Annotated in this window: 14 protein-coding genes and 1 other RNA gene; 10 read left to right on the top strand and 5 right to left on the bottom strand. The window is 47.0% G+C overall.

The features are described from left to right. Nucleotides 1–23 precede the first annotated feature (23 nt). Nucleotides 24–1,277, bottom strand: a complete 1,254-nt coding sequence (locus EOO49_RS13675; protein WP_290846619.1) for a beta-galactosidase — start codon at nt 1,275–1,277, stop codon at nt 24–26. Between the two features lie 362 nt (nt 1,278–1,639). Between EOO49_RS13675 and EOO49_RS13670 the strand changes: the two genes are divergently transcribed. After that, a complete protein-coding gene (locus tag EOO49_RS13670; protein WP_290846618.1) occupies nt 1,640–1,837 on the top strand; it encodes a hypothetical protein in 198 nt (65 codons plus the stop codon). Nucleotides 1,838–2,008: 171 nt separating this feature from the next. After that, complete coding sequence (locus EOO49_RS13665) at nt 2,009–2,875, top strand: T9SS type A sorting domain-containing protein (RefSeq protein WP_290846616.1); 867 nt, start codon at nt 2,009–2,011, stop codon at nt 2,873–2,875. Nucleotides 2,876–3,405: 530 nt separating this feature from the next. Here EOO49_RS13665 and EOO49_RS13660 read toward each other — a convergent pair. Beyond that, nucleotides 3,406–4,590, bottom strand: a complete 1,185-nt coding sequence (locus EOO49_RS13660) for a glycoside hydrolase family 88 protein (protein WP_290846614.1) — start codon at nt 4,588–4,590, stop codon at nt 3,406–3,408. A gap of 202 nt (nt 4,591–4,792) precedes the next feature. On the opposite strand from EOO49_RS13660, the gene EOO49_RS13655 reads away from it, so the two are divergent. The 3 genes from EOO49_RS13655 (at nt 4,793) to ssrA (ending at nt 9,159) form a co-directional block, all read left to right on the top strand. Beyond that, nucleotides 4,793–5,938, top strand: coding sequence for a hypothetical protein (locus EOO49_RS13655; RefSeq protein ID WP_290846612.1), 1,146 nt, complete (start codon nt 4,793–4,795; stop codon nt 5,936–5,938). A 29-nt stretch (nt 5,939–5,967) separates the two neighbouring features. Then, a complete protein-coding gene (locus EOO49_RS13650; RefSeq protein WP_290846610.1) occupies nt 5,968–8,424 on the top strand; it encodes an FG-GAP-like repeat-containing protein in 2,457 nt (818 codons plus the stop codon). Between the two features lie 337 nt (nt 8,425–8,761). Then, nucleotides 8,762–9,159, top strand: a transfer-messenger RNA (tmRNA) gene (gene ssrA, locus EOO49_RS13645). Nucleotides 9,160–9,198: 39 nt separating this feature from the next. On the opposite strand, the gene EOO49_RS13640 is transcribed toward ssrA, so the two are convergent. From EOO49_RS13640 to EOO49_RS13630, 3 genes are all read right to left on the bottom strand, one after another. Continuing rightward, nucleotides 9,199–10,653, bottom strand: coding sequence for an amino acid permease (locus EOO49_RS13640; RefSeq protein ID WP_290846608.1), 1,455 nt, complete (start codon nt 10,651–10,653; stop codon nt 9,199–9,201). Nucleotides 10,654–10,841: 188 nt separating this feature from the next. Further along, a complete protein-coding gene (locus tag EOO49_RS13635) occupies nt 10,842–11,309 on the bottom strand; it encodes a hypothetical protein (protein ID WP_290846607.1) in 468 nt (155 codons plus the stop codon). Between the two features lie 60 nt (nt 11,310–11,369). Then, nucleotides 11,370–12,578, bottom strand: coding sequence for a serine hydrolase (locus tag EOO49_RS13630; protein ID WP_290846605.1), 1,209 nt, complete (start codon nt 12,576–12,578; stop codon nt 11,370–11,372). Nucleotides 12,579–12,777: 199 nt separating this feature from the next. Between EOO49_RS13630 and EOO49_RS13625 the strand changes: the two genes are divergently transcribed. The 5 genes from EOO49_RS13625 (at nt 12,778) to EOO49_RS13605 (ending at nt 22,467) form a co-directional block, all read left to right on the top strand. Continuing rightward, on the top strand, nt 12,778–13,992 hold the full coding sequence (locus EOO49_RS13625; protein ID WP_290846604.1) for an NAD(P)-dependent oxidoreductase: 1,215 nt from the start codon (nt 12,778–12,780) through the stop codon (nt 13,990–13,992). A gap of 72 nt (nt 13,993–14,064) precedes the next feature. Next, the gene (locus tag EOO49_RS13620; RefSeq protein ID WP_290846602.1) at nt 14,065–16,830 is read left to right on the top strand and encodes a histidine kinase; all 2,766 of its coding nucleotides are present in this window, start codon (nt 14,065–14,067) and stop codon (nt 16,828–16,830) included. Nucleotides 16,831–17,056: 226 nt separating this feature from the next. Continuing rightward, a complete protein-coding gene (locus tag EOO49_RS13615) occupies nt 17,057–20,077 on the top strand; it encodes a TonB-dependent receptor (RefSeq protein WP_290846600.1) in 3,021 nt (1,006 codons plus the stop codon). 10 nt (nt 20,078–20,087) lie between these two features. After that, nucleotides 20,088–21,563, top strand: a complete 1,476-nt coding sequence (locus tag EOO49_RS13610; protein ID WP_290846598.1) for a RagB/SusD family nutrient uptake outer membrane protein — start codon at nt 20,088–20,090, stop codon at nt 21,561–21,563. A gap of 40 nt (nt 21,564–21,603) precedes the next feature. Beyond that, nucleotides 21,604–22,467 (top strand): LamG domain-containing protein, encoded by an 864-nt coding sequence (locus EOO49_RS13605; protein ID WP_290846595.1) that lies wholly within the window; start codon nt 21,604–21,606, stop codon nt 22,465–22,467. Nucleotides 22,468–22,474: the final 7 nt, after the last annotated feature.

The following is a 22,474-nucleotide window of genomic DNA, read 5'->3' as shown; positions in this document are numbered from 1 at the left end:
GTAATAAAAGTGAAGAACATCGCTCATTTCCTCAAACGCGAATTGTAGTTTTTTATGATGGAAAGCAATTTTTTGTCAGATGAAAATACGGTGTTAAGGCCTTGCGGTTCTTGAGGCGGATCGGCTGTGAACGGATCGCCCGTATTCCATTTGCCTTTGTCGTTCCTGGCGATTCCTTCGCCTCCGAATCCCCAGAAATTAACGCCTGCAAGCGCTTCTTTGGACGCAACGCTTTTGGACAATCGGTCGAAAAACAGGGTGTAGAACGCAATTCGGCTGTCGTAACTTGACTCGGGAAGCAAACTTTCGTCTTTTCTCGGCAATCCGAATTCTTCGACGACAATCGGTTTTTTGAGGCGTTCGGCCACGGCGACGTGATTTTCTATGTAAGCCGACGCTTTCTCGATTGCCACGGGAAGCGTCCCGATCTCGTCCTTGTGATCATACCATTGCCAGTTTTTGGGCCAGATGTGCATCGTCAAATAGTCGATTTTTGAGTTTTTGTGCGTCTTTTCGAAAGTGTCGATGTTGGCGTTCGAGCCCGCACTGCCTTCGCTTCCGGTGCAAATGAGATGATTTTTGTCAAGCGAATCGATGAGGTCGACCGTTTTGTTTAGCCAGTCTGTGAATGCCGCTTCGTTCTCTACAGTAAATATTCGTGGTTCGTTGGCGACTTGCCAGGCCATGATCGCAGGATCGTCAATGTATTTTTTCTTCGTGTATGAATTCGTGCGTCTGATCACTTTTTTGATGTGAGCGTCCAAAGCGGTTTTACAAGGTTCACAACTATGGAATTTGGACACATAATCCATAAAAACCTGCCACGTGTTTTCAGGCCTGATGTTCGGATTCGGGATGTCACCCTTGCCGTTCCATTCGAGATATTGCGCCATTCCGCCGCTCCATTCCCAATTGTTGGTCAGGTAAAGCACGGCAACCATGTCGCGTTTTCCCATTTCGGACAAGAGAAAATCGAGTCCGTCGAAGGTTTCTTCGTCATATTTGCCTTGTTTGGGTTGCATGGCATATGGAACGGTGTAATCGTATTTTCCGCCATCGGCCCCGACCATGATTCTAAGGTTGTCGATTCTGTTGGATTTCATCACGTCAAGTTCTCGCTTGAGGCGTTCGCGGTCGCCGTATTTTTTGGAACCGAGAAGTGCGCCGTACCAATAATTGGCGCCGATGTAGTGGTAAGGTTTTCCGTTTCGGATAAATTCCGTGCCTTTCACCGAAACGAATCTGGTTTGAGAAAATCCGGATGACGACAGTAACATAACTAACAGCGTTATAAATAGTGTCGTTGTTAAAAATCTCGTCCTGAGATTGATCGGAGTTGCGAAGACGCCTGATTTGATCATTGTTGAGAAATTGTTAATGTCGCAAAGGTAACAATCCGAAAAAAATACGCGATTTGACTTCAGCGTATTTCGGTTCAGAAATGAAAGTGCTAAAGTGAAAGTAGATGCGGAAACGCTTTTCCAAAAGTCAAAGAAAAGTTAAAGTACGCAAGGTAAACATCTGAAAGTCAGCATATATAGTTTTTCGAGATATTAACTAACGGAATTATCTATGATAATGGTATTAGATTATCTAACGGTGTTAGGTAAATTTGCCTTCATCAACTAACACATACAACATGAAATCAATCATAAAACTTTTGGGACTATCCATCGGATGCAGCTGTACTTGTATCCATGCACAAAACAACATTGCAAACGAGTTGAAGGACAAAGACGCAATTATCCTGACGACAGTTTCTTCCACAGACAATTCAGAAGGTAATTCCGACAGTTTGGCGAGCCTCCAGGATATCGGGAAACTTTACGCTTTGTAACCTCTAAAGTAAGTCGACAAGCAAAACCGTGGCAATAGCTGCGGTTTTTTCGTTTTGGCGATTGCGGAATTCTCATAACTATCTCAGATTGCTCAAAAAAATCTTGTAATGTTTCTTCGTTTGAGTGCTTTTTTTGGTCGGATTCTTTAATTTTAATAAAAACAACGCATTATGAAAACAACACTACTTTCGGTCTTTTTGACCCTTTCAGGACTTTGCGCCTTCGCCCAGGCACCTACAATCGCGGGCGATGTCCTACTTTGTCCAAACTCGAACGGAACTGCGTCAGTCGTTTCAAGTCAGGTTTACGACTCTTACCAATGGCAATTTCGGTTTATGTTTGGAGGCGGCGCTTTTGAGGACATTTCCGGAGCGACATCGAGTTCTTTCACTTACGACGATTACAATTACGCCGTGACTTATATCCGCGTTCGCGTGACTTTGGGAACTAACACTTATTTTTCAAACGAGCTTGCCATCGACAGTTATGCCTTTCTGCCGATTTTTACCATCCAAACATTCAATCCAAATGAAGTGTCGATCGATCCAAATGATGGAACTTTGCTGCTTTGCCAAGGCGCGACAATCCAATTCGAGGCCGGAATGCCTTATGACACAAATCTGCAATGGTATAACAACGGATCGCCTATTCCTGGCGCAACAAATTCGATTTTGGTTGTGACCGAAGCCGGAAATTACAACGTTTCAGGCGCGCCAGGCGTTTGTCCGAACTTCAGCCAAAATTCGCTTCCGACCTTGGTTGCGATCGACCCGAACTGCAGTTTGTCTGTCGAAAATTCAGCAAATCGCATCACTTTTGCGATCTCTCCGAATCCCGTGAAATCGAATTTGCAGTTTACCTCGAATGCATCGGTTGACGAAATTTCGATTTTCGACATTTCCGGCAAGAAGCTCTTCGCCTCGAAACCGTCTGCAATGTCGGTAAATGTTGATCTTTCGGCTTTGGCAAATGGGCTTTATGTTGCTCAGATCCGCACAGAAATCGGGAACACATCCGTAAAGATCCTCAAAGAATAAACAACGAATCGAATTGAACAACGAATTGCAAATACGAATGATTTGTTTATTAATTTCTTGTGGCGGATCGGTGTCCAAAAGTGACCGCGAATTCGCGAATTTCAGCCTCGAGCGGCCAAATTCGTGCATTCGTGGCTTTGAATAGAATCGCCTGGCATAAAAAATAAGTTCGCAATTTGACCGAAATAAATCTGGCCACAAATGCACGAATTTCATAAATATTGGTGGATTTGTGGCCAAAAAAATAACCGCGAATTCACGAATTTCAGCCTCGAGCCGCTAAAATTCGTGCATTCGTGGCTTTGAATAGAATCCCCTTGCATAAAAATAAGTTCGCTATTTGACCGAAATAAATTTAGCCACAAGTGCACGAATTACATAAAGATTGGTGCATTTGTGGCTAAAAAAACAACCGCGAAATCGCGAATTTTAGCGGCTTGTGCAGAAATTCGCGAATTCGCGGCCATCATCGGTCGGCAATCTGCCTGAAAAGGATTTGCGGCGAACGGCTAAAAAATCCGGGGCAGGATTCAAAAAGTTTTGTAGCGCAAACAAGCTTCCACGAAATAATAATCCCCATAGCTCAAAGGCGTGTCGATTTCTGTTGCAGCAGGCATGTTCCCAACGCCGTGTTTGAGCAAAAAGCCGCCATTTTCACCGGTTTTGGCCAGGTACTTTGGAGTCATTAGCGCGGATAGCATTTGTTCGGCAGCGTAGAAATAGGTCTTGGATTTCCCTTCGTCGGAATATTTGGAAAGTTCAAAAAGCGCAGAGGCAATGATCGCGCCGGCCGAAGAATCGCGCAAAGCATTCGGAATTTCAGCCGTGTCGAAATCCCAATACGGAATAAGATCTTTTGGTAAGTTCTTATTTGTCAATATGAAATTTGCAATTTTTTGGGCGTGGTCGAGGTACTTTTTTTCTTTGGTTTCGCGATACATCAAAGTGTAGCCATACAAACCCCAAGCCTGTCCGCGAGCCCAAGCCGAATAATCTCCGGCACCTTGATTGGTGATCTGTTTTCTGACTTTTCCGTCCTGGATTCCGTAAATGACCACGTGATACGAGCTGTAGTCGGGTCTGAAGTGGTTTTTTATTGTTGTATCGGCGTGTCGTTTGGCAATTTTGTAATAAATGCTGTCGCCGCTGTGTTTCGTAGCCCAAAACAACAATTCGAGGTTCATCATATTGTCGATTATCACGGGCATTTCGTCGGCATTTGCCCGATTCCACGGCGCCGGATCCCAAGATTTGATACAACCCGCTTTTTCATTGAATCGCGAAATCAGTGACTTGGCACTGTTCATGAGGATTTCCTCGTATTCCTTTTTCGGATTTTGGCGCTCGGCGTTCCCAAAACTGCAGTACATCATGAAACCCAAATCGTGCGTGGTTTTGTTGAATTGCTCCCGCTTCAGGTCAACAAGTACTTTTTGCGCCTCCGATTTTAGCTTCGGATTCGCTTTCCATTCGTCGAGATATAGCAAGGTTCCGGGATAAAATCCGCTGCACCACCAACCTGAATCGCTTGTTTCGAGTTTGCCTTTCACGAAGGTCTTTGGATATTTTCCTACCGAAACCTTCGTGCTCAGAAAACTGTATTGGCTTTGGGCTTGCGAGAGTGCGTCGTCGATTTTTTTGTCGAGTTTCTTTTGTGCCGATGCGATTCCGATTGCGGCCAAAAACGCGATCACCAGTAATTGTCTTGTTGTCATTTTCTGTTATTTAGCTTACGGAAACTATCCGAAAAGTAAATATCAGATTTTTTATCGAACGATTTCAAATGGTCAAACCGATAACTTCGGTACTTCCGCCCGTCCAAATACTCAGTCGTGTCGCGCAAATTCTAATTTTAACACGCTGAAATACTTTCGGTTGTGTTTTTTAGATATTTTTATAAGGATATTCCTGAATTTTATGAGAAAATTCTACGCTTCTGTTTCATTCACCGCGTTTCTGTTTGTTTTCTTTATCTTTTCGTGCTCGCGTTCTGACGACGATGACGGCTATGTCGAGCCTGATCCGGTTTCGCCTGTGGTTGTCGATTTGACTCAGGTTCCGTATCAAAAATTGTCCGACTACCACTTTTTTGGATCCGACATGAAAACCCAGACGCCTTCACTCGGTGTTTTGCCCTATGCACCATCGTCGAGTCTGTTCACCGATTATGCCCACAAGAAGCGTTTCGTATGGATGCCCGAAGGAACAAAAGCTACTTACAACACCGACGGTTCGGTTTTAGAACTGCCGACGGGCGCGGTGCTGATCAAGACATTTTACTACGAGAACGTGCAGAATGTTTCCGTGCCAGGAAGTACGAGGATCATAGAAACCCGACTGATGATCAAAAAGTCCGACGGATGGATTTTCGCCAATTACGTGTGGAACGACGAACAAACCGAAGCATTTTACGACATGCAAGGCAGTTTCACACACGTTGAATGGGTTGAGAACGGCACGACTCACCAAGCCGATTACAAAATCCCGAATTTGAGCCAGTGCATCGTATGCCATAAATCCCAAAATTCAGAGAACGGAAGCAATGTGCAGCATATCCCGATCGGCATCAAACCGCAAAATCTGAACTTCGATTACAATTATGGGAACGAAACGAAAAACCAGCTCGCCAAATGGGTCGAAGCGGGTTATCTCGATGCAGATTTCACGCCTCCGACACAGGAAAATTCCGTGGTCGATTACAACGATCCAAGCAAATCTTTGGAATTGAGAGTGCGTTCTTACTTCGATTCCAACTGCTCGCATTGCCACATGAACGACCGCCATTGCGACTATCGCCCGATGCGTTTTGCGTACCACGAAACCGGTGGTACAAACGGATTGGCAAATATGGGCGTTTGCGTGAACACTATGGACATGCAGGATTTTCCGCCGGAACTAAACAAAATCGTTTCTGGCAGAAAGCCCGAAGAATCCATGCTTTTTTACCGCGTCAATACCACAAACGAGGCTTTCAGGATGCCGCTTCACGGAAGAACGGTATTGCATGTGGAAGGCGTCTCGCTGATCGAAGCCTGGATCAATTCTCTCGAAAATTGCGAATAATCACATATTAACTAAACAAAAAACAACTGATGGATTGGAAAACTACTAAAATCAAGGCGTCCTTTTGGGTTGGGACGTTCTTATTGTGTTGTATCACTTTGCCCGCATTTGCGCAAAATTCGTGTGCCACGGCAGTCGCGATCGGCCCGGGAACTTACACGGTCGATGCCGTAAACGGAACGATCAACACCGGCTCGATGTGCACGAACAGCAACAATGCCAACGCCGCCAAGTGGTACAAATACACGCCAACGGCCAATTACACCGTTACTGTAACTTCAGATTTGCAACAAAACATCTGCAAAGACACTTATCTGGCGATCTACACCGGAACGTGCGCAGGTTTGACTTGCTTCGCTTATGATGACGATGCGGGCGTGATTCAGTGCAATTCGGGCAACACAAGTTCATTTTTGTCGAAAAAGACATTCGATGTCGCAGCCGGAACGACTTATTATATTTCGTGGGACAACCGATGGATGTCGACAGGATTCGATTTCCAGCTCACCGAAGCGCCTTACGTGCCAAGTCCGTGCATTACTGCGACGACAGTCACGCCGGGAACTTACACTGTAAATGCGATCGATGGAACCAACATCAACACCACTTGTTCGACTGCGACTTTGGCCAAGTGGTACAAATTCATTCCAAGTGCCGATGCAAATGTCACGGTGACTTCCGATCTATCGCAAAACCTTTGCAAAGACACGAACTTCAGTGTTTACACGGGATCATGCACGGGAACTTTGACCTGCGTGACTTCTGACGACGATTCGGGAATCTTGACGTGCAACTCCGGAAATACCAATTCATTTCTGTCGAAAAAGACATTTACAGTCACAGGCGGAACGACTTATTATATCGTTTGGGACAACAAAAAAAGCGCCGTCGGTTTCGACTTCCAGATCATCCAACAGGAAATCGTGTATCCGGTGCAATATGTCGCCACGCCAATTGCTACCGTAAACAGCGGTTACAATATGTGTATCGTCGATATGAACGGAGACGGCAAAGATGACATCGCGGGCGTCAGCCAAAACAATCTCAGGATCCACTATCAGGGAAATGCGGGCGCTTTGACCTACACTGATTTTCCGATCACAGGAAACAGCATGATGCCAAGTTGGAGCATTGCGGCCGGCGATTACAACAAGGACGGTTATACCGATTTGCTTCTCGGAGCCGGATCTGGCCTGACTTTCTGGAGATCGAACAACACGGGAACTGCTTATACGAATGTCACGCCTGGACAATACATTTTCTGCCAACGCACCAATTTCGTCGACCTTAATGCCGACGGAAATCTCGACGCGTTCTCATGCCACGACGTAGACGACAACTGCTATTACATGAACGACGGAACGGGAAATCTGACCTTCGGACAAGTTAGCGGAACAAACTCTTACGGACAAGGAGGCGGAAATTACGCCACGATCTGGACCGATTACAACAACGACGGATTGGTCGATTTGTTCATCTCGAAATGTTCCGGTCCGCCTTGCCAATTGCGCAAGAACAACGGAAATGGTGTTTTCACCGATGTGTCTTCGGTTTCCGGACTCAACTTCACGCCGGTTTCATCTTGGTCTTCGGCCGTAGCCGATTTCGACAACGACGGTGACATGGACATTCTCGTAGGATCGAACGGCGGTTCCCCGACGCGTCTTTACAGAAACGAACTAGGAAGCGGAGCACCGGACATGTTCACGAATATCACGCTTGCTTCGGGCTACGCAGCCGGTTCGCCAACCGGTCGCGACTACATCGCCTACGATTTTGACAACGACGGTTTCGTGGACGTAATGGGCGGCGGCAACCGAATCATGTTCAACCAACACGACAGTTCGTTTCTTCCATCGATTTACTCGGGATTGGGCGTTGGCGCGGTTGGCGATCTGAACGGAGACGGCTTTCTCGATATCCAAAACGGGAACACGATACGTTATGCGGTTCCAAACGGCAACAACTGGACAAAAATCACGCTGCAAGGCGTGCAAAGCAACAAGCAGGGAATAGGAGCGAGGGTTGAGATCTACGGCGCTTGGGGAAAACAGATCCGCGATATTCGCAGCGGCGAAGGTTTCGGCTACATGAGTACGTTGAACGCGCATTTCGGTTTGGGACAAGCTACGGCGATCACGCAGGTCATCATCAGATGGCCGTCTGGAACGGTCGACGTCGTCCAGAATCCACCGACAAATACAGCTTTGAACGTGGTCGAAGGCTCGACTTTGGCAGTTAACCAAAATCAGTCGAATGTGTTTACGATGTATCCGAATCCTACACAAGACATATTGAACATCAGCGGAGAAGGAGTGGAAAACATCAACTTTATCAGGATTTTCGATTTGCTCGGAAGAACAGTCGCAAGCCCAACGTTGGAACAACAGACGCTTTCGGTGCGAGACTTGACGCCCGGAACTTATGTCGTGTTGATAAGAACATCGGACGGAAAAACCTTCAGTCAAAAATTCATCAAGAAATAATAAAAAATCCGGAGTCGAACCTCCGGATTTTTTTTGCTTTTACAGTCGTCAACCCGACCTTCGCCTACCAAACATATTCTTGGAATTCGTCGTTCCAAAAGATTTTCAATGTCCGAACGGACTTTCAGTCTTGCCGAATGCGTGAGGGATGGTGGCTTTGTCTAAGCTCTTTGGCCAGCCTCAAAAGCTGGACAAAAGCGAGTGCCGCCCAGCCCGACGGCGGCTTCTTTATAGGTTCGGTTACACAGGATTTTCAAGCCGCCGGCACGCCCAAATCCAAATTATTAGCTATTAGCTAATAACTATTAATTAATAATTATTAATTTTGCAGATTATTGGGGTCGACTGGTTTTGACAGCAAGACCAATTGATCGGTAAGCACGTCGTGAAGGCAGCAATTCACGTTAATCCCGAGCTGCAACACTTTTACACGGCGAGAATAACTACGCTTTGGCTGCTTAATCTGAATAAAGTAAGATTAATCCACGTCCCTACAAGGTAGGGAGGCTGAATTCTCCTGGAAAGCCCTGGTTTGTGGCGTTCCGTCAAGGAGAACCGTAAAAATAAACCTAGATTGTCTTTTGCTCTGCGAGACTGTCGAAATTTAAAGAGCTAAGTGTTTCGTGGCTGTTTCCTGGCCAAGCGCAACATCGAAAATCCATTCGGGAAATAAACGTGTAGAAAGCCCATTGATTGCTTGTTTGGACCCGGGTTCGATTCCCGGCGATTCCACAAAAAAAGGAGAATCTGTTTTTTGATTCTCCTTTTTCGTTTTTACTCCGATGTTGATTCCGTCTCCTGCCGCAATTTACTGTTCTTTTTGCCGTACCAGAAGTAGATGGCAAAGCCGATTCCGAGCCAGACGAACAATCTGATCCAGGTGTCAAGCGGAAGTGAGACCATCATCGCCACACAAGTCAAGATCCCCAAAATAGGAACGAGCGGAACAAAAGGCGTCTTGAACGGACGCTCGACATCCGGCTGGGTTTTTCTCAAAATAAGAATTCCGAGGCAAACCATGACGAAAGCCAAAAGCGTTCCGATGCTCGTCATTTCCCCAACGACACTTATCGGTACAAAGCCCGCGAAAAGACTGATGAAAAGACACAACATGATGTTCGATTTCCAAGGTGTGTTGAATTTCGGATGTAGGTTTGCGAACACTTTCGGAAGCAGTCCGTCCTTACTCATCGCAAAAAAGACACGAGATTGGCCCAAAAGGTCGACGAGAATCACGGAAGTGTATCCGACCAAAATCGCTAGAATCACGGCAGTCGCCAGCCATTCATAAGGTGTATGCGCGATCGCGACCGCAACCGGAGCCGCGCTGTTCTTGAATTCGGTGTAATCGGCAAGGCCTGTCATCACGTATCCGAAAAGGATAAACAAGACTGAACAGACCAAAAGCGATCCGAGAATCCCGATTGGCATATTTTTTTGCGGATTCTTGGTTTCCTGCGCCATTGTGGCCACGATATCGAATCCGATAAAGACAAAGAAAACCACGCCGGCGCCACGAAGCACGCCGCTCCAGCCGTATTCTCCGAAATTTCCGGTGTTTTGCGGAATGTATGGATGATAGTTTTCGGGGTCGATGTATTGCCAGCCCAATCCTATGAAGACCAAAACGACGCCAACCTTCAAAGCCACGACCAAAGCGTTGAAGAAAGCCGAGCTTTTCGTGCCTCGGATGATGATGGAAGTCACGGCGGCCACGATAAGCACCGCGGGCAAATTCACGATTCCGCTTACGGTCGATCCGTCTGCCAAAGTCAAGGTTTCGAACGGAGACTGCACCAATTGCGGCGGAATGTGGATTCCGAATTTATCGAGAAACTTCACGAGATATTGCGACCAACTTATTCCAACCGTCGCCGCGCCAACCGAATATTCGAGAATCAGATCCCAACCGATTATCCACGCGAAAAGTTCACCCAAAGTCGCATAGGCGTAAGTGTAGGCGCTCCCGGAAACCGGAACCATCGAGGCGAATTCGGCATAACACAAAGCGCTGAAAGCACAACCGATCGCGGCAATTGCGAACGATAAGGTTACGGCCGGTCCCGCGTTGTTGGCCGCAGCGATTCCGGTAAGCGAGAAAAGTCCGGCGCCAATGATGACTCCGACTCCGATCGCGATGAGGTTGATTGGCCCGAGCGTGCGTTTCAACGTGCCGCTTCCTGTGGCTTCGGCTTCCTTTTTGAGGGCGATGAGCGATTTTTTTAGCATAAAACTTCGTTTTTAGGAATAAAAAAAGCCTTTCACGACGGAAAGGCTATATAGAACTATTCATTTTTGGTTCAGGCCAATACACGTCGAAGATTGTTGCGGTCGCAACAAAAAACAGGCAGGATATGGCAATTGGTTTTCATTGCTGCAAAACTAAGCAAGAATTTCGAAAAAACGGGCGTTTCGGTTCAGAAACCTTGTTCGTCCTTGACCCAACGTCTAAGCAAGACCAGACTTTCGTTCGTGTCTTTGAATTTTACTTTGGTCAGAATGCCGCCAAGCGTGAATTCGGAGATTTCCTGTCCGTCGAGTTTGGCCTCGAGTTCGGGCGTAAGCAAAATGCGCGCTTTTACGTTCGGACGATCGGGGATTGCGGGTGTGCATTCGATCGCAATGTCTTTGTAGTCGATGATCTCGCCGTTCGCAAGTCTGATCCTGACGCCTTTGTCGCCCGCGCAATTCGCTGCCGAAGTCCCCAATACAAGCGTTTTGTCCTTTTCGGTGGGCGAATTGTAAGTGGAAATTGAGATCGAGCTTCCGGGTTTGGTCAATACCATTTCGTAATCGATCTGGAATTGCGGATCACGTTTGACCGAAGTCTGCGCAACGACCGAAAATCCGACAAAAATTACCAGCGCAAGGATGGATTTTTTCATAAGTGAAGGAGTTGGTTACCGAACAAAAACTCGGAAGCTGCGAATTTTATTGCCCCAAATTCATTCCAAAGCGTCTTCTTTTTCTTTCTTGAACGGATAATCACCAAACAAAGGAGCCAATTTGCGAACCATATAAGGTTTTCTCGAGAATTTGTTGGAAAGCGCCACGATCATGACTTTCTCGTTTTTGAGATTCACGTAGGAAGACGTATTTCCGTGCCACCAACCGTTGTGGAAATAAAAATGTTGCCCGGTCACCCAATCGATCATGCGGATTCCGAGGCCGTAGTTTTTCTCGCCTTTGTGTTCGTAAGAATAGCCCACGTAGACCTGCTTGATGAGTTCCGGATTCAGATAATCCGGATTATAGCGCGCCATATCGAACTTCATCAGATCGCGGGGCGTCGAGTATATGTTCTTGTCGCCATAAACCGCGTCGAGAAAATCCATCCCGATCTCGACGCCATTTCCTTTATAGGAAGGAATCACTTTTTTGCGATCTTTCTCGTAATCCATCACGAAAGTGTCCTTCATGCCAAGCGGATCGAACAACATGCGTTTCATCGCAGCCGGATATTTGAGTCCGGTGATCTTCTCGATGATCAGCGCCAGCATCGCATAATTGGTGTTGCAGTAGGCGAAACTTCTATCGGCGGGACGGTCCAAAGGCGTTTGGTTTTTGGCGAAAAGGTTCAAGATATCCTGATTGGTCAGAATACTGTCCTTGTCCCAAATCTCTTTTCGGTCGGCATAATAGGCGTAGTTCGTGAGTCCGCTTCTGTGGTTCAGCAACATTTTGACGGTGATGTCGGGATACGGGAAATCCTTGAGGATCGTATTGACTTTTTGGTCGAGTTCGAGCCTTTTTTCGTCTATCAGAAGCAAAACCGCGGTAGCCGTGAGCACTTTTGAAACCGATGCGATGTGCAAAGGCGTGTGCTCGTCCATTTTGATCTTGCGGTTCTTATCGGCCGTTCCCATGTATTTTTCATAGATGATCTGTCCGTTCTTGACGACGATCATGCTCAGATTGTCGCGTTCCTCGTTCCAGTTCTTGTCCACGAAGCGAGAGATGGTCTCTTTTTTCTGGCCTTTGAAAGCAACAGACAGTTTCGGCTCCGAAATCTTGAAAGGTTCGATGTGCGGCAGCGTGTCCTTTGCCGTTTCAGCGTCAGACATGCCTTGAATGGCCGGTTCCTTCTTGCAGGAAGTCAGCGTCAGCATAAAAATCAGGAAGTATGTGGAGTAGCGTTTTATCGCGAAAGTCATTTCAAAAAAAGTATAAAAGCAAATATAACCAATCAACACACAAGGCTAAAACCGCAGTTGTTAATGATTTTCTAAACTTATGTGCATATCGTCGTTAAGACGTTGTGATTCAGTAAATAATTGGGTTGTTTTTTGTGGATAAAAAAAGTTTTGACAACGTTTTCGTAAACCGTACTTTTGGCATCCAAATCAAACTGAAATGAAATTTGCCCTAATACGCGAACGCAAGAATCCGCCTGACAGACGCGTGGTTTTCAGCCCGGACGCACTGGTTGACTTCCAAAATAAATTCCCTGAAGCCCAAATTGTCGTGGAGAGTTCGCCAATCCGGGTTTTTTCTGATGAAGAATACAAAGCCAAAGGATTTGAGGTGACCGAAGATATTTCCGATGCCGACGTTCTTATCGGAGTGAAAGAAGTCCCAATTGACGCGCTGATTCCGAATAAAAAGTACTTCTTTTTCTCGCACACGATCAAAAAACAACCGCACAACCAAAAGTTGCTGCAGGCGATTTTAGAGAAAAACATCGATTTGTATGACCACGAAACGATCGTGAACGAAAAGCACGTCCGCCTTATCGGATTCGGTCGCTATGCCGGGATTGTCGGTGCTTACAACGGTTTGCGTGCCTTCGGAATCAAGTTCGAATTGTTCGATCTGCCAAAAGCCGAAACCTTGCGAGGTCAGGAAGAAATGGCGACAAAGGTCAAAAGGCTGATCCTTCCGCCGATCAAAATCGTGCTGACAGGTTTCGGAAAGGTCGGAAAAGGCGCAAAGCACTTTCTCGATTCGGTAAAAATCAAGGAAGTTTCTCCGCAAGATTTCCTTTCGAAAAACTACTCAAGTCCGGTTTACACGCATATTGACGTACTCGATTACAACAAAAGGGTAGACGGACAGGATTTGGGAAAAGACGATTTCTACGCAAATCCCGAAGCCTACGAATCGAATTTTGAGCGCTTCACGAAAGTTTCCGACATTTTCATGGCCGGACATTTCTACGGAAACGGCGCGCCCGCGATCCTGACAAGGGAAATGCTAAGAAAACCGGACAACAAGGTCAAGGTCGTAGCCGATATTTCGTGCGACGTGGCCGGTCCCATCGAATCGACTTTGAGAGCGTCCACGATCGCCGAGCCGCTTTATGGCTATTTGCCGTCCGAAAACAAGGAGGTCGATGTATTCCATCCGTCGGCTGTCGTGGTGATGGCCGTAGACAATTTGCCTTGCGAGCTTCCCAAAGACGCCAGCGAAGGCTTTGGTGAAATGTTTCTCGAGCACGTGATTCCGGCTTTTTACAATCAAGACCAGGACGGCATTCTCGAAAGGGCGCAAATGACCAAAAACGGACAGCTTATGCCACATTTTGCTTATCTGGAAGAGTATGCGCATCCGCTTGTCGCAAAAAAATAATCGTAACACGAAAAAAATCAACTGCCTTTGGAAACGAAGGCATTTTTTATATTTGGTAAAAACCCCGTTTCCGTGAATGTGATTTCAAGGCTTTTCGCACTTTTTTCGCTTGTTTTTTCGGCTTCCGTGTCGGCTCAGGACATTCCGGGCGTCGGACTGCTTCCGTTCGTTGAAAATTTCGTAAAGTCCGACTATCAAGGTGACAATCAAGTCTGGAATCTTACGCAAGGCGCGGACAATGCGATGTACGTGGCGAACAATCACTATTTTTTGCGCTACAATGGCGTGAAATGGGAACGCTACACCTTGCCCAACAAAAGCATCATCCGTTCGGTGATGTCGCACGGCGACCGCATCTATTCTGGTTCTTACAATGATTTCGGCTATTGGAAGCGCGTCTCGGGGAAAATGACCTACACGTCTATCGCCTCGAAAGCCAAGTGTTTCAGCGCCGACGACAACGAGGAAATCTGGAAAATTTTCAAAGTTGGAAACACGATTTATTTCCAGACTTTCAATGAGATCTTTACGATGTCAAATTCGGGGAAAATCGCGAAGACCCGTTTTCCGTATCAAATTTCGTATTGCTATGTCGTCGACGGAAAAATCTACGTGGCGACCGTAAAACACGGCGTTTACGTTATGAACGGCAAGCGCTTCGACAAGAAGGAAAATTGGTCGGAACTCATCGGCGAGGTCATCCACCACATCGACAGTTACAAAGGCCAGATCTACGTTTTCACGCGAACCAACGGGATTTTTATCGAACAGAACGGAAAATTGCAGCCGTGGACGGGAAAACTCAACGAAAGCCTAAAAAACCACATCATCCTTTCGGCCAAATTCATCAAGAACAACACACTCGCCATTGGAACCGGACTTCAGGGACTTTTTCTGGTCGATCTCGAAACGGGCAATTACCGCCATCTGAGTCGCGAAAATTCGCTCAAAAACAACGCGGTGCTGAGTTTTGCGCAAGACAAGGAACAGGATTTGTGGCTCGGGCTCGACAACGGGATCGCTCACGTCGAAGTCAATTCGCCTGTGGATGTCTTTTCGGATAATTCGGGCGTAATGGGTTCGGTCTATGCCTTGAGTACGATGACCGATGGCTACGTTCTGGTGACGAACAACGGGGTTTTTACGTATCGGAATGCCACTTTGCAATCTGTTCCGGGTTCTCAAGGCCAGGTTTGGGACGTCTATAAAAACGGCGACAAATTCATCATCGGACACAACGACGGAACGCTGGTCTTCGACGGACGCGATCTTTCGAAAGCCAACACGGTGAACGGCGGCTGGAAGTTCATGAAAAGCGAATTCGACAATGTTTACTTCCAGGCAAATTACGCGGGAGTCGTTTGGTACAAAGACGCGACTGATCTTGCGAACTTCAAGTTCATCCCCGGATTTACGAAGCCGGTGCGAAACATCGAACAGAAACGACCGGGCGAATTCTGGGCCGCCGACAACTACAAAAGTCTTTACAGAGTCGCTTACGACAAGAATTTCCAGACGACCAAAGTCGAGAACGTTTCCCAGCAAAACGGCATAAAAAACGATTTTGGCGTCAAGATTTTCTCCTACAAGAACGAACTGTTTTTCCTGATCGACAAGTCTTGGTACACTTACAATTCGGTCTCCGGAAAATTGGAAAAGGACACAATGTTCAACAAGTCTTTCACTGGAATTTCAGACATCGTTCCGGTAGATCAGGATCGCTTCATCGTAGAGAAATCAGGACTTTTATATGTCGTGCATCAAAACAAATCAGGTTTTGATTGGGAATTGATTCCCGAAAAATATTACGACGGAAAGGTGATTCTCGAAAATACGAAAGCATACAAGATAGGAGAGAAGATTTACCTCAATCTCGACGACGGGTTCATTTCGTACCGTCCGGGTGGAAGCGTCTCGGGCGATAGCAAAGTCAAGGTGGAAGGTTATTATGAAGGGGAATTTATTTCGGACGGAACCAAGATCAGGAACGACAAACCCGTCGAGCTTCAGGTGATTTCGCCTTATTTCGGGTACCGCCGACCGAATCTTTACTTCAACCGAAACGGAAGCGGAAACTACGAACGCGTCGAGGACGGACGCTTGGTACTCAATAATTTGTCAGGAGGAAATCAGGAAATCGGGATTTATACCTTCGACGGCAAAAACTACGACAAGATTGCCGAATACACTTTTTATGTGATGTTTCCGTGGTATATCTCGTTTTGGATGATATTGGTTTATTTGCTCGTCATCGCGGGAATTTTCCTGCTTTACTCGCGTTGGAACCACTTGCGGACCAAACAGAAACTGCAGCTTCAGGAAGAAGAGCTCAAGCACCAAGGCGAGATCATGGAAATGGAGCTCAAGCGCCAGAACGAGCTCAATATCCAAGCTTACGAAAAACACATCCTCGAATTGGAATTGCAGTCGAAATCGTCGCAAGTCGCCGGTAAATCGCTGTCTATTGCCAAACAGAGTGAGATGATCGAAAACATTGAGAAGATTCTCGACAGTGAATCCAACATCGGCAGGATCAAATCGGATATCAAAAAAGCGATCAAATACAATGCTGTCAACAAACACGAATGGGAATCTTTCGAGTATAATCTGAGTCAGGTCCATAACGAGTTTGTGAAAAATCTTACAACGCGTTTTCCGCAACTTACTTCCAAAGACATTCGATTGAGTATCTACCTGAGAATGAATCTTTCATCGAAAGAGATCGCGCCGTTGATGAATATCTCCTTTAGAGGCGTGGAGTTGCATCGCTATCGACTGCGAAAGAAACTTGACTTGTCCGCTGATGAAAACATCTCAAAATTCATGATGCTACTTTAACTGGTAATTAACTAATTTTTGGTGGTCAAAACTGATAAATCCGCATACATCATCACTACATCATTGCTATCGGATTTTAAGGAATATTTATGATAAATAAGATTCTGTTAGTCAATATATTAACTTGAATAATCGTAATAGTGATGTGGTAATGTAGTAGTGCAGAAAGCGTTACTATAACGTTTGAAATTTCTATCTTGGTCGTGCTAACTTTTAACAGATTAATATGAGAAATTTTATGCTTTGCCTTTTGGCAATTCTATCCTTTCCTTCTTGGATGGCCGCTCAGGGCATTTCAGGAAAGGTTTTGGATGACCAGCAGCTTCCGTTGCCAGGCGTCAACGTCAATGTAGTAGGAAGTACCAATGCGACCGTAACAGATCTCGATGGTAATTTCACCGTCACGGCAACTCCGGGAACGCAACTCAAATTCACGATGCTCGGGTTCGCCGACATGACAATGCCCGCCGCAAACGGAATGTCAGTAGTGCTGAAAACATCATCAACCGAGCTACAAGAAGTTGTTGTGATTGGTTACGGAACGGCGAGAAAAAGAGATCTTACGGGATCGATCGTCAAGGTTGACGGAAAAGAAGTTGCCGATAAGCCGAATACCAATCCGGTTGCTTCTCTACAAGGAAAGGTCGCAGGTCTTTCGGTTGTAAATACAGGTCAGCCCGGCCAAACGCCGGATATCCGTATCCGCGGAACTATCAGCCGTTACAGAACGCAGCCGCTTTACGTAATCGACGGGATTTTCAACGACAGCATGGACTACCTGAATCCGAATGACATTGCGTCGATCGAAGTTCTGAAAGATCCATCTTCACTGGCAATTTTCGGTGTGGAAGGCGCGAACGGGGTAATCATCATCAGTACTAAAAAAGGTGTAAAAGGAAAAACGACGGTAAATTTCAACACATCTACAGGTGTAAAGTCTATTGTCAATACGCCAGATTTGACCAATGGTGCGCAGTTTCGCCAACTTTACGACCAACAACGCGTAAACCAGGGCTTGTCGCCTTATCCGTACTACAATCTCTACAACGGAAACACGAATTGGGTTGACGAAATCAAGGAAAGCTCTCCTATCATGTCTATCTACAACCTTTCTATCTCTCACGCCAGCGACAAGAATAAAGTTTATGTTGGCGCAGGATTCACGGAAGAAGAAGGACTTATCAAATATGAGAAGCTCAAGAAATTCACGTTCAATATCAACGATGAATTGCAGGTAACCGACAGATTCAAGGTCGGCGTCGGGATCAACGGATATGACGCCCGTCTTCCGCAGTTGAGAAGTTTCGAGTCGGCTTTGAGAGCGACACCTTTGGTCGCGGCTTTCAACCAGGCGCAAGGGCTTTACAACCAATTGCCGAGCGACCTTGGTGGCGCACAGATCGGAAACCCGTTGGCGGCCATCGAAATGACCAGAGGAACGCAGCTCAATCGCGATACGCGTTTTGTCGGAAATATTTTCGGGGAATACAAAATCATGGACGGTTTGAGCTTCAAGGCCACTTATCTTGCCGATTTGATGTTCTCCAGAGGCCGAGGCTATACACCGGTTTTCAACGTCTACGCAGCAGAATCTGATGAAGCCACGCCTTATTCGGGAATCATTCGCACCGGCGTTTCCCAATTCAAGTCAGATCTGGAAAAAATTCAGACGGAACTTTTGCTGAATTACGACAAGACCTTCGGGAAACACGATTTCAACGCCGTTGCCGGATACACCCGCAGAGAGCGCAACTATAGCTCGATGAGCGGAACGGTCGCGCAATACACAGGTCCGGATGCTCAGCAAATCCCTAACGATCCGCGTTTTTGGTATCTCGATGTTTATCCTTACGGAGATCCAACTTCGCGTACAAGTGACAGCGACGAATGGTCGAATGCCATCGTGTCGGTTTTGGGACGCGTCTTGTACAATTACGACGGAAAATACCTTTTGAACGGATCATTCCGCCGCGACGGTTCATCCCAATTGAGAAAATGGGACAGTTTCTGGTCGGTTGGTGCCGCTTGGGAAATCTCTCGTGAGAAGTTCATGGAAAACCAGAAAATATTCAACTTCCTGAAAATTAAAGGATCGGTCGGAGAATTGGGTAACGACTATGCAGGAGCGCTTTATTATCCTACATATCCGGGTTACCAATACGGAGCATCTGCGGTTTTCGGAAGTACGCCTGGACAACCTGAAGTGCCAAGCCAATCGCTGGTCAAAGCCTTCATCAACAATCCAGATTTGAGATGGGAAAAAGTGATGGCATACGAAGGAGGAATCGAATTCGCTACCCTGAACAACAGACTTACTTTCGAGGCGAACTATTTCCATAAGACGACAAAAGATCTATTGAACTACATTACCGTCGGAAGTCCTGGGTCCGGTCAGGATTTCTTCTTCAACTCTGGAGAGATTCTTAACAAAGGATTCGAGTTCGCGGCAACCTGGAAAGATAAGGTGGGTGATTTCAACTACTCGCTTTCCGGTAACCTTACGACTTTGAGCAACCGCGTGACGAAAGTATATACCGATGGTTTCCAGGTAATCACGAATCCTTCCGTGTTCCGTCAAGGAGAGCCGATGGGAGCATTTTACGGATATGAGGTGGAAGGCGTTTACCAATCTTATGCCGATATACTTAGTTCTGCTCCAAGTACTTTGGGAAGCTACGATCTGGGAGATTTGAAATTCAAGGATGTGAACGGCGACGGCGTCATCGACGATCAGGATCGCAAAGTAATCGGAAACCCAACGCCAGACTTTACTTATGGCGTGTCGTTGAACGTGAGTTACAAAGGCATCACGCTATCAGCCGACCTTCAAGGTGTTTACGGAAACGAAATATACCGCGATTGGGGCAACGGATCGACTTTTACGCAATTCAACTACAGAACAGCGCGCCTGAACGCTTGGAACGGAGCCGGAACATCAAACTGGGAGCCGCGCCTCAACGATGCTTCGGGTTACAACACGAACAACATTTCGACTTATATGATCGAGGACGGAAGCTACGCGCGTCTGAGAAACGTCCAATTGTCATACGATTTCAGCGGAAACTGGCTTGAGAAAGCGAGCATCCAAAGCTTGAAATTGTTCGTCAACGCACAAAACCTCGTGACCTGGAGCAAAAACTCGGGATTCACGCCAGAGGCCGGAGGAAGTCCGACAAGATTCGGTGTAGACGTAGGAGGTTACCCGCTTCCTGCCATCACTTCACTAGGACTCAATGTTACATTCTAAAAAAACTGACATGAAAAAAACAAGATTGATACTGCTTCCGGCCATTGCTTTGCTTTCTGCGGGCTTGGCTATCGGATGCGACGATGATTTTCTGGATAAAAAACCGTTGGGAAGTGCCGTAGACGGAGAACTTCCCGTGGGCGGATTCGAGGCCCAGGCATTCGGACTTTATGGAAGAATCCGAACAGCCGACGGAATCGCTACCTGGAACCGCTATTGGTTTCAGAGCATCCGCTCTGACGATGCCGCCAAAGGCAGTACGGTGACTGATGCCGCTTCTTTCGGAACTATTTTCGACTCCTACCAATACACTGCCGCCGAAGCATTCGCGGGAGCGAACTGGGATGGTCATTACAGACTGATTTACGATTGCAACAACCTTATCGCAGATGTAGACGATTCGGGAACGACAGAAGCAGCGACGTTGATAAACCGCGCAGAAGCCACGGTTTTGAGAGCTTGGGCTTATTTCGAGCTCAGACGCGATTATGGGGAAGTGCCGTTGATCCTAAACCGCATTTCCAATCCGTCAGATGCTATCGCGCCAAAAAATACGATTGCGGAAATCGACGCCCAGATCATCGAAGACCTGAACTACGCCGCAGAACGTCTTCCGACAAGTTGGCCGGGACAATTGGGTCGCGCCACGAAAGGGTTCGCCAAGACACTTTTGGGTAAACTTTACTTGTATCAGCAAAACTATCCGCAGGCTTTGAACGAGCTTCAGGAAGTGATGACCTACGGATACAGCCTTTACCCGTCTTATTCGGGCTTGTTCCTTCAAGAAGGCGACAATTCGGCGGAATCGATTTTTGAAGTGCAGTTCACCCGTATCGGAACCGTCAATTATTCCAACAACTACTGGGAATCGCAAGGCGTCCGCGGAACGAGTACCTGGGATTTGGGTTGGGGCTTCAACGTTCCTACGCAGGCTTTGGTAGATGCTTATGAAGCCGGAGACCCAAGAAGAACCGCAACGGTCCTTTATTCAGGAGGAGAAGACGGCTACGGACTCGTAGTGCCTCAAGCACCGCCATTGGCTCAACCGTATTGGAACAAAAAGGCCTACACCAAGCCTATCGAGCGCACGACTTATGGCGAAAACAAAAACCATTGGGCGAACATCAAGTTGATCCGTTATGCCGATGTTCTTTTGATGGCAGCCGAGGCAGCAAACGAATCAGGGCAGACGGGAATCGCCGTGGGTTACATCAACGAAATCCGCGCGCGGGCCAGAGCGGGAAATGCCGCGGTTTTGCCGGACATCACATCGACCGACCAAGGCACTGTAAGAGCCGCGATCAAACAAGAGAGAAGAATCGAGTTTGCCATGGAAGGTGAGCGTTTTTACGACCTTGTGCGTTGGGGCGATGCCACTTCCGTTCTCGGCGGATTGGGCTATCAGCACAAAAACCGTTTCTATCCGATACCGCAAACCGCTATCGACCAGTTCGGTGGGATTTTGGTTCAAAATCCAGACTATTGATTACTCGTAAATGTTCGTTTGAACTTTAATAGCTAAAATTATGAAAAAAATGAAAATGACTATCGCCCGTTTGGGAATGATGATGGGAGCCGTTTTGGCGTTGTCGGGCTGTCAGGATATGGACAGGCCGGGAGTTGGCAATTATCCTGTGGATGAAAATCCGCCCGGAGGGCCACTGAAATTTTACGTTCCGTTTGACATGGAAAGCGAAGATCCGTTGATGATTGCCGTTGACCAGATTAGGGCAAAATTCCCGACCGAAAACTCTTTCACGACCACTTCCGGTGTTAACGAAAACGCCGCACAAGGTGTCACGGATAAAGTGATCAACTACTCCAAACCAAATGATTGGGGTGCAACCGCTGACAGTTTTACAATTGCGTTCTGGGAAAAGCACGACGGGCAAACCAAAAGTGGAGCGAATCCGGGAGCGGAGCATATTTTCAGCATTCCATCCTCGAACGGACACTGGTCAGGAGGAACGATGATGTTGCTTTTCGACCAATGGAGTGGCTCGGCTTCGGCGGCGGCGGTAAAATTCGTGATGGTCGACGCCAATATGGCCGATACCTGGATGACGTGGGAAAACGCAGACTCGATCGAGGGACTTTTGGACAACCAATGGCACCACATCGCTTTCGTCTACGAGGCTTCCAATTCCACGATGACGCTTTACATCGACGGAGCGGCATACGGCACCAAGACTTGGGGAACGCACGGAGGCGTGAACCTCGACGATTCGAAAATCACAGGATTCAGGATCGGGAACGGACCGCAGTCGCAAAACGACACCGGAGACAACTGGTTGTACTCCAACTGGAAAGGCGGTCTCGACCAATTCCGTCTGTATGCTACGGCGCTAACCGCGGCAGAAGTACAGGATCTTTTCGCAAACCATCTGTAAAATCAAG

It is taken from the genome of Flavobacterium sp. (assembly GCF_004295795.1).
Taxonomy (GTDB): domain Bacteria; phylum Bacteroidota; class Bacteroidia; order Flavobacteriales; family Flavobacteriaceae; genus Flavobacterium.
This window is presented reverse-complemented; position numbering and strand designations above follow the sequence as displayed.

What these genes read in the sequence shown, in the direction of transcription:
- EOO49_RS13635 (WP_290846607.1), bottom strand. Translation starts at nt 11,309, where the DNA reads ATGAAAAAATCCATCCTTGCGCTGGTAATTTTTGTCGGATTTTCGGTC.
- EOO49_RS13655 (WP_290846612.1), top strand. Translation starts at nt 4,793, where the DNA reads ATGAGAAAATTCTACGCTTCTGTTTCATTCACCGCGTTTCTGTTTGTT.
- EOO49_RS13610 (WP_290846598.1), top strand. Translation starts at nt 20,088, where the DNA reads ATGAAAAAAACAAGATTGATACTGCTTCCGGCCATTGCTTTGCTTTCT.
- EOO49_RS13650 (WP_290846610.1), top strand. Translation starts at nt 5,968, where the DNA reads ATGGATTGGAAAACTACTAAAATCAAGGCGTCCTTTTGGGTTGGGACG.
- EOO49_RS13640 (WP_290846608.1), bottom strand. Translation starts at nt 10,653, where the DNA reads ATGCTAAAAAAATCGCTCATCGCCCTCAAAAAGGAAGCCGAAGCCACA.
- EOO49_RS13615 (WP_290846600.1), top strand. Translation starts at nt 17,057, where the DNA reads ATGAGAAATTTTATGCTTTGCCTTTTGGCAATTCTATCCTTTCCTTCT.
- EOO49_RS13630 (WP_290846605.1), bottom strand. Translation starts at nt 12,578, where the DNA reads ATGACTTTCGCGATAAAACGCTACTCCACATACTTCCTGATTTTTATG.
- EOO49_RS13675 (WP_290846619.1), bottom strand. Translation starts at nt 1,277, where the DNA reads ATGTTACTGTCGTCATCCGGATTTTCTCAAACCAGATTCGTTTCGGTG.
- EOO49_RS13665 (WP_290846616.1), top strand. Translation starts at nt 2,009, where the DNA reads ATGAAAACAACACTACTTTCGGTCTTTTTGACCCTTTCAGGACTTTGC.
- EOO49_RS13625 (WP_290846604.1), top strand. Translation starts at nt 12,778, where the DNA reads ATGAAATTTGCCCTAATACGCGAACGCAAGAATCCGCCTGACAGACGC.
- EOO49_RS13605 (WP_290846595.1), top strand. Translation starts at nt 21,604, where the DNA reads ATGAAAAAAATGAAAATGACTATCGCCCGTTTGGGAATGATGATGGGA.
- EOO49_RS13670 (WP_290846618.1), top strand. Translation starts at nt 1,640, where the DNA reads ATGAAATCAATCATAAAACTTTTGGGACTATCCATCGGATGCAGCTGT.
- EOO49_RS13660 (WP_290846614.1), bottom strand. Translation starts at nt 4,590, where the DNA reads ATGACAACAAGACAATTACTGGTGATCGCGTTTTTGGCCGCAATCGGA.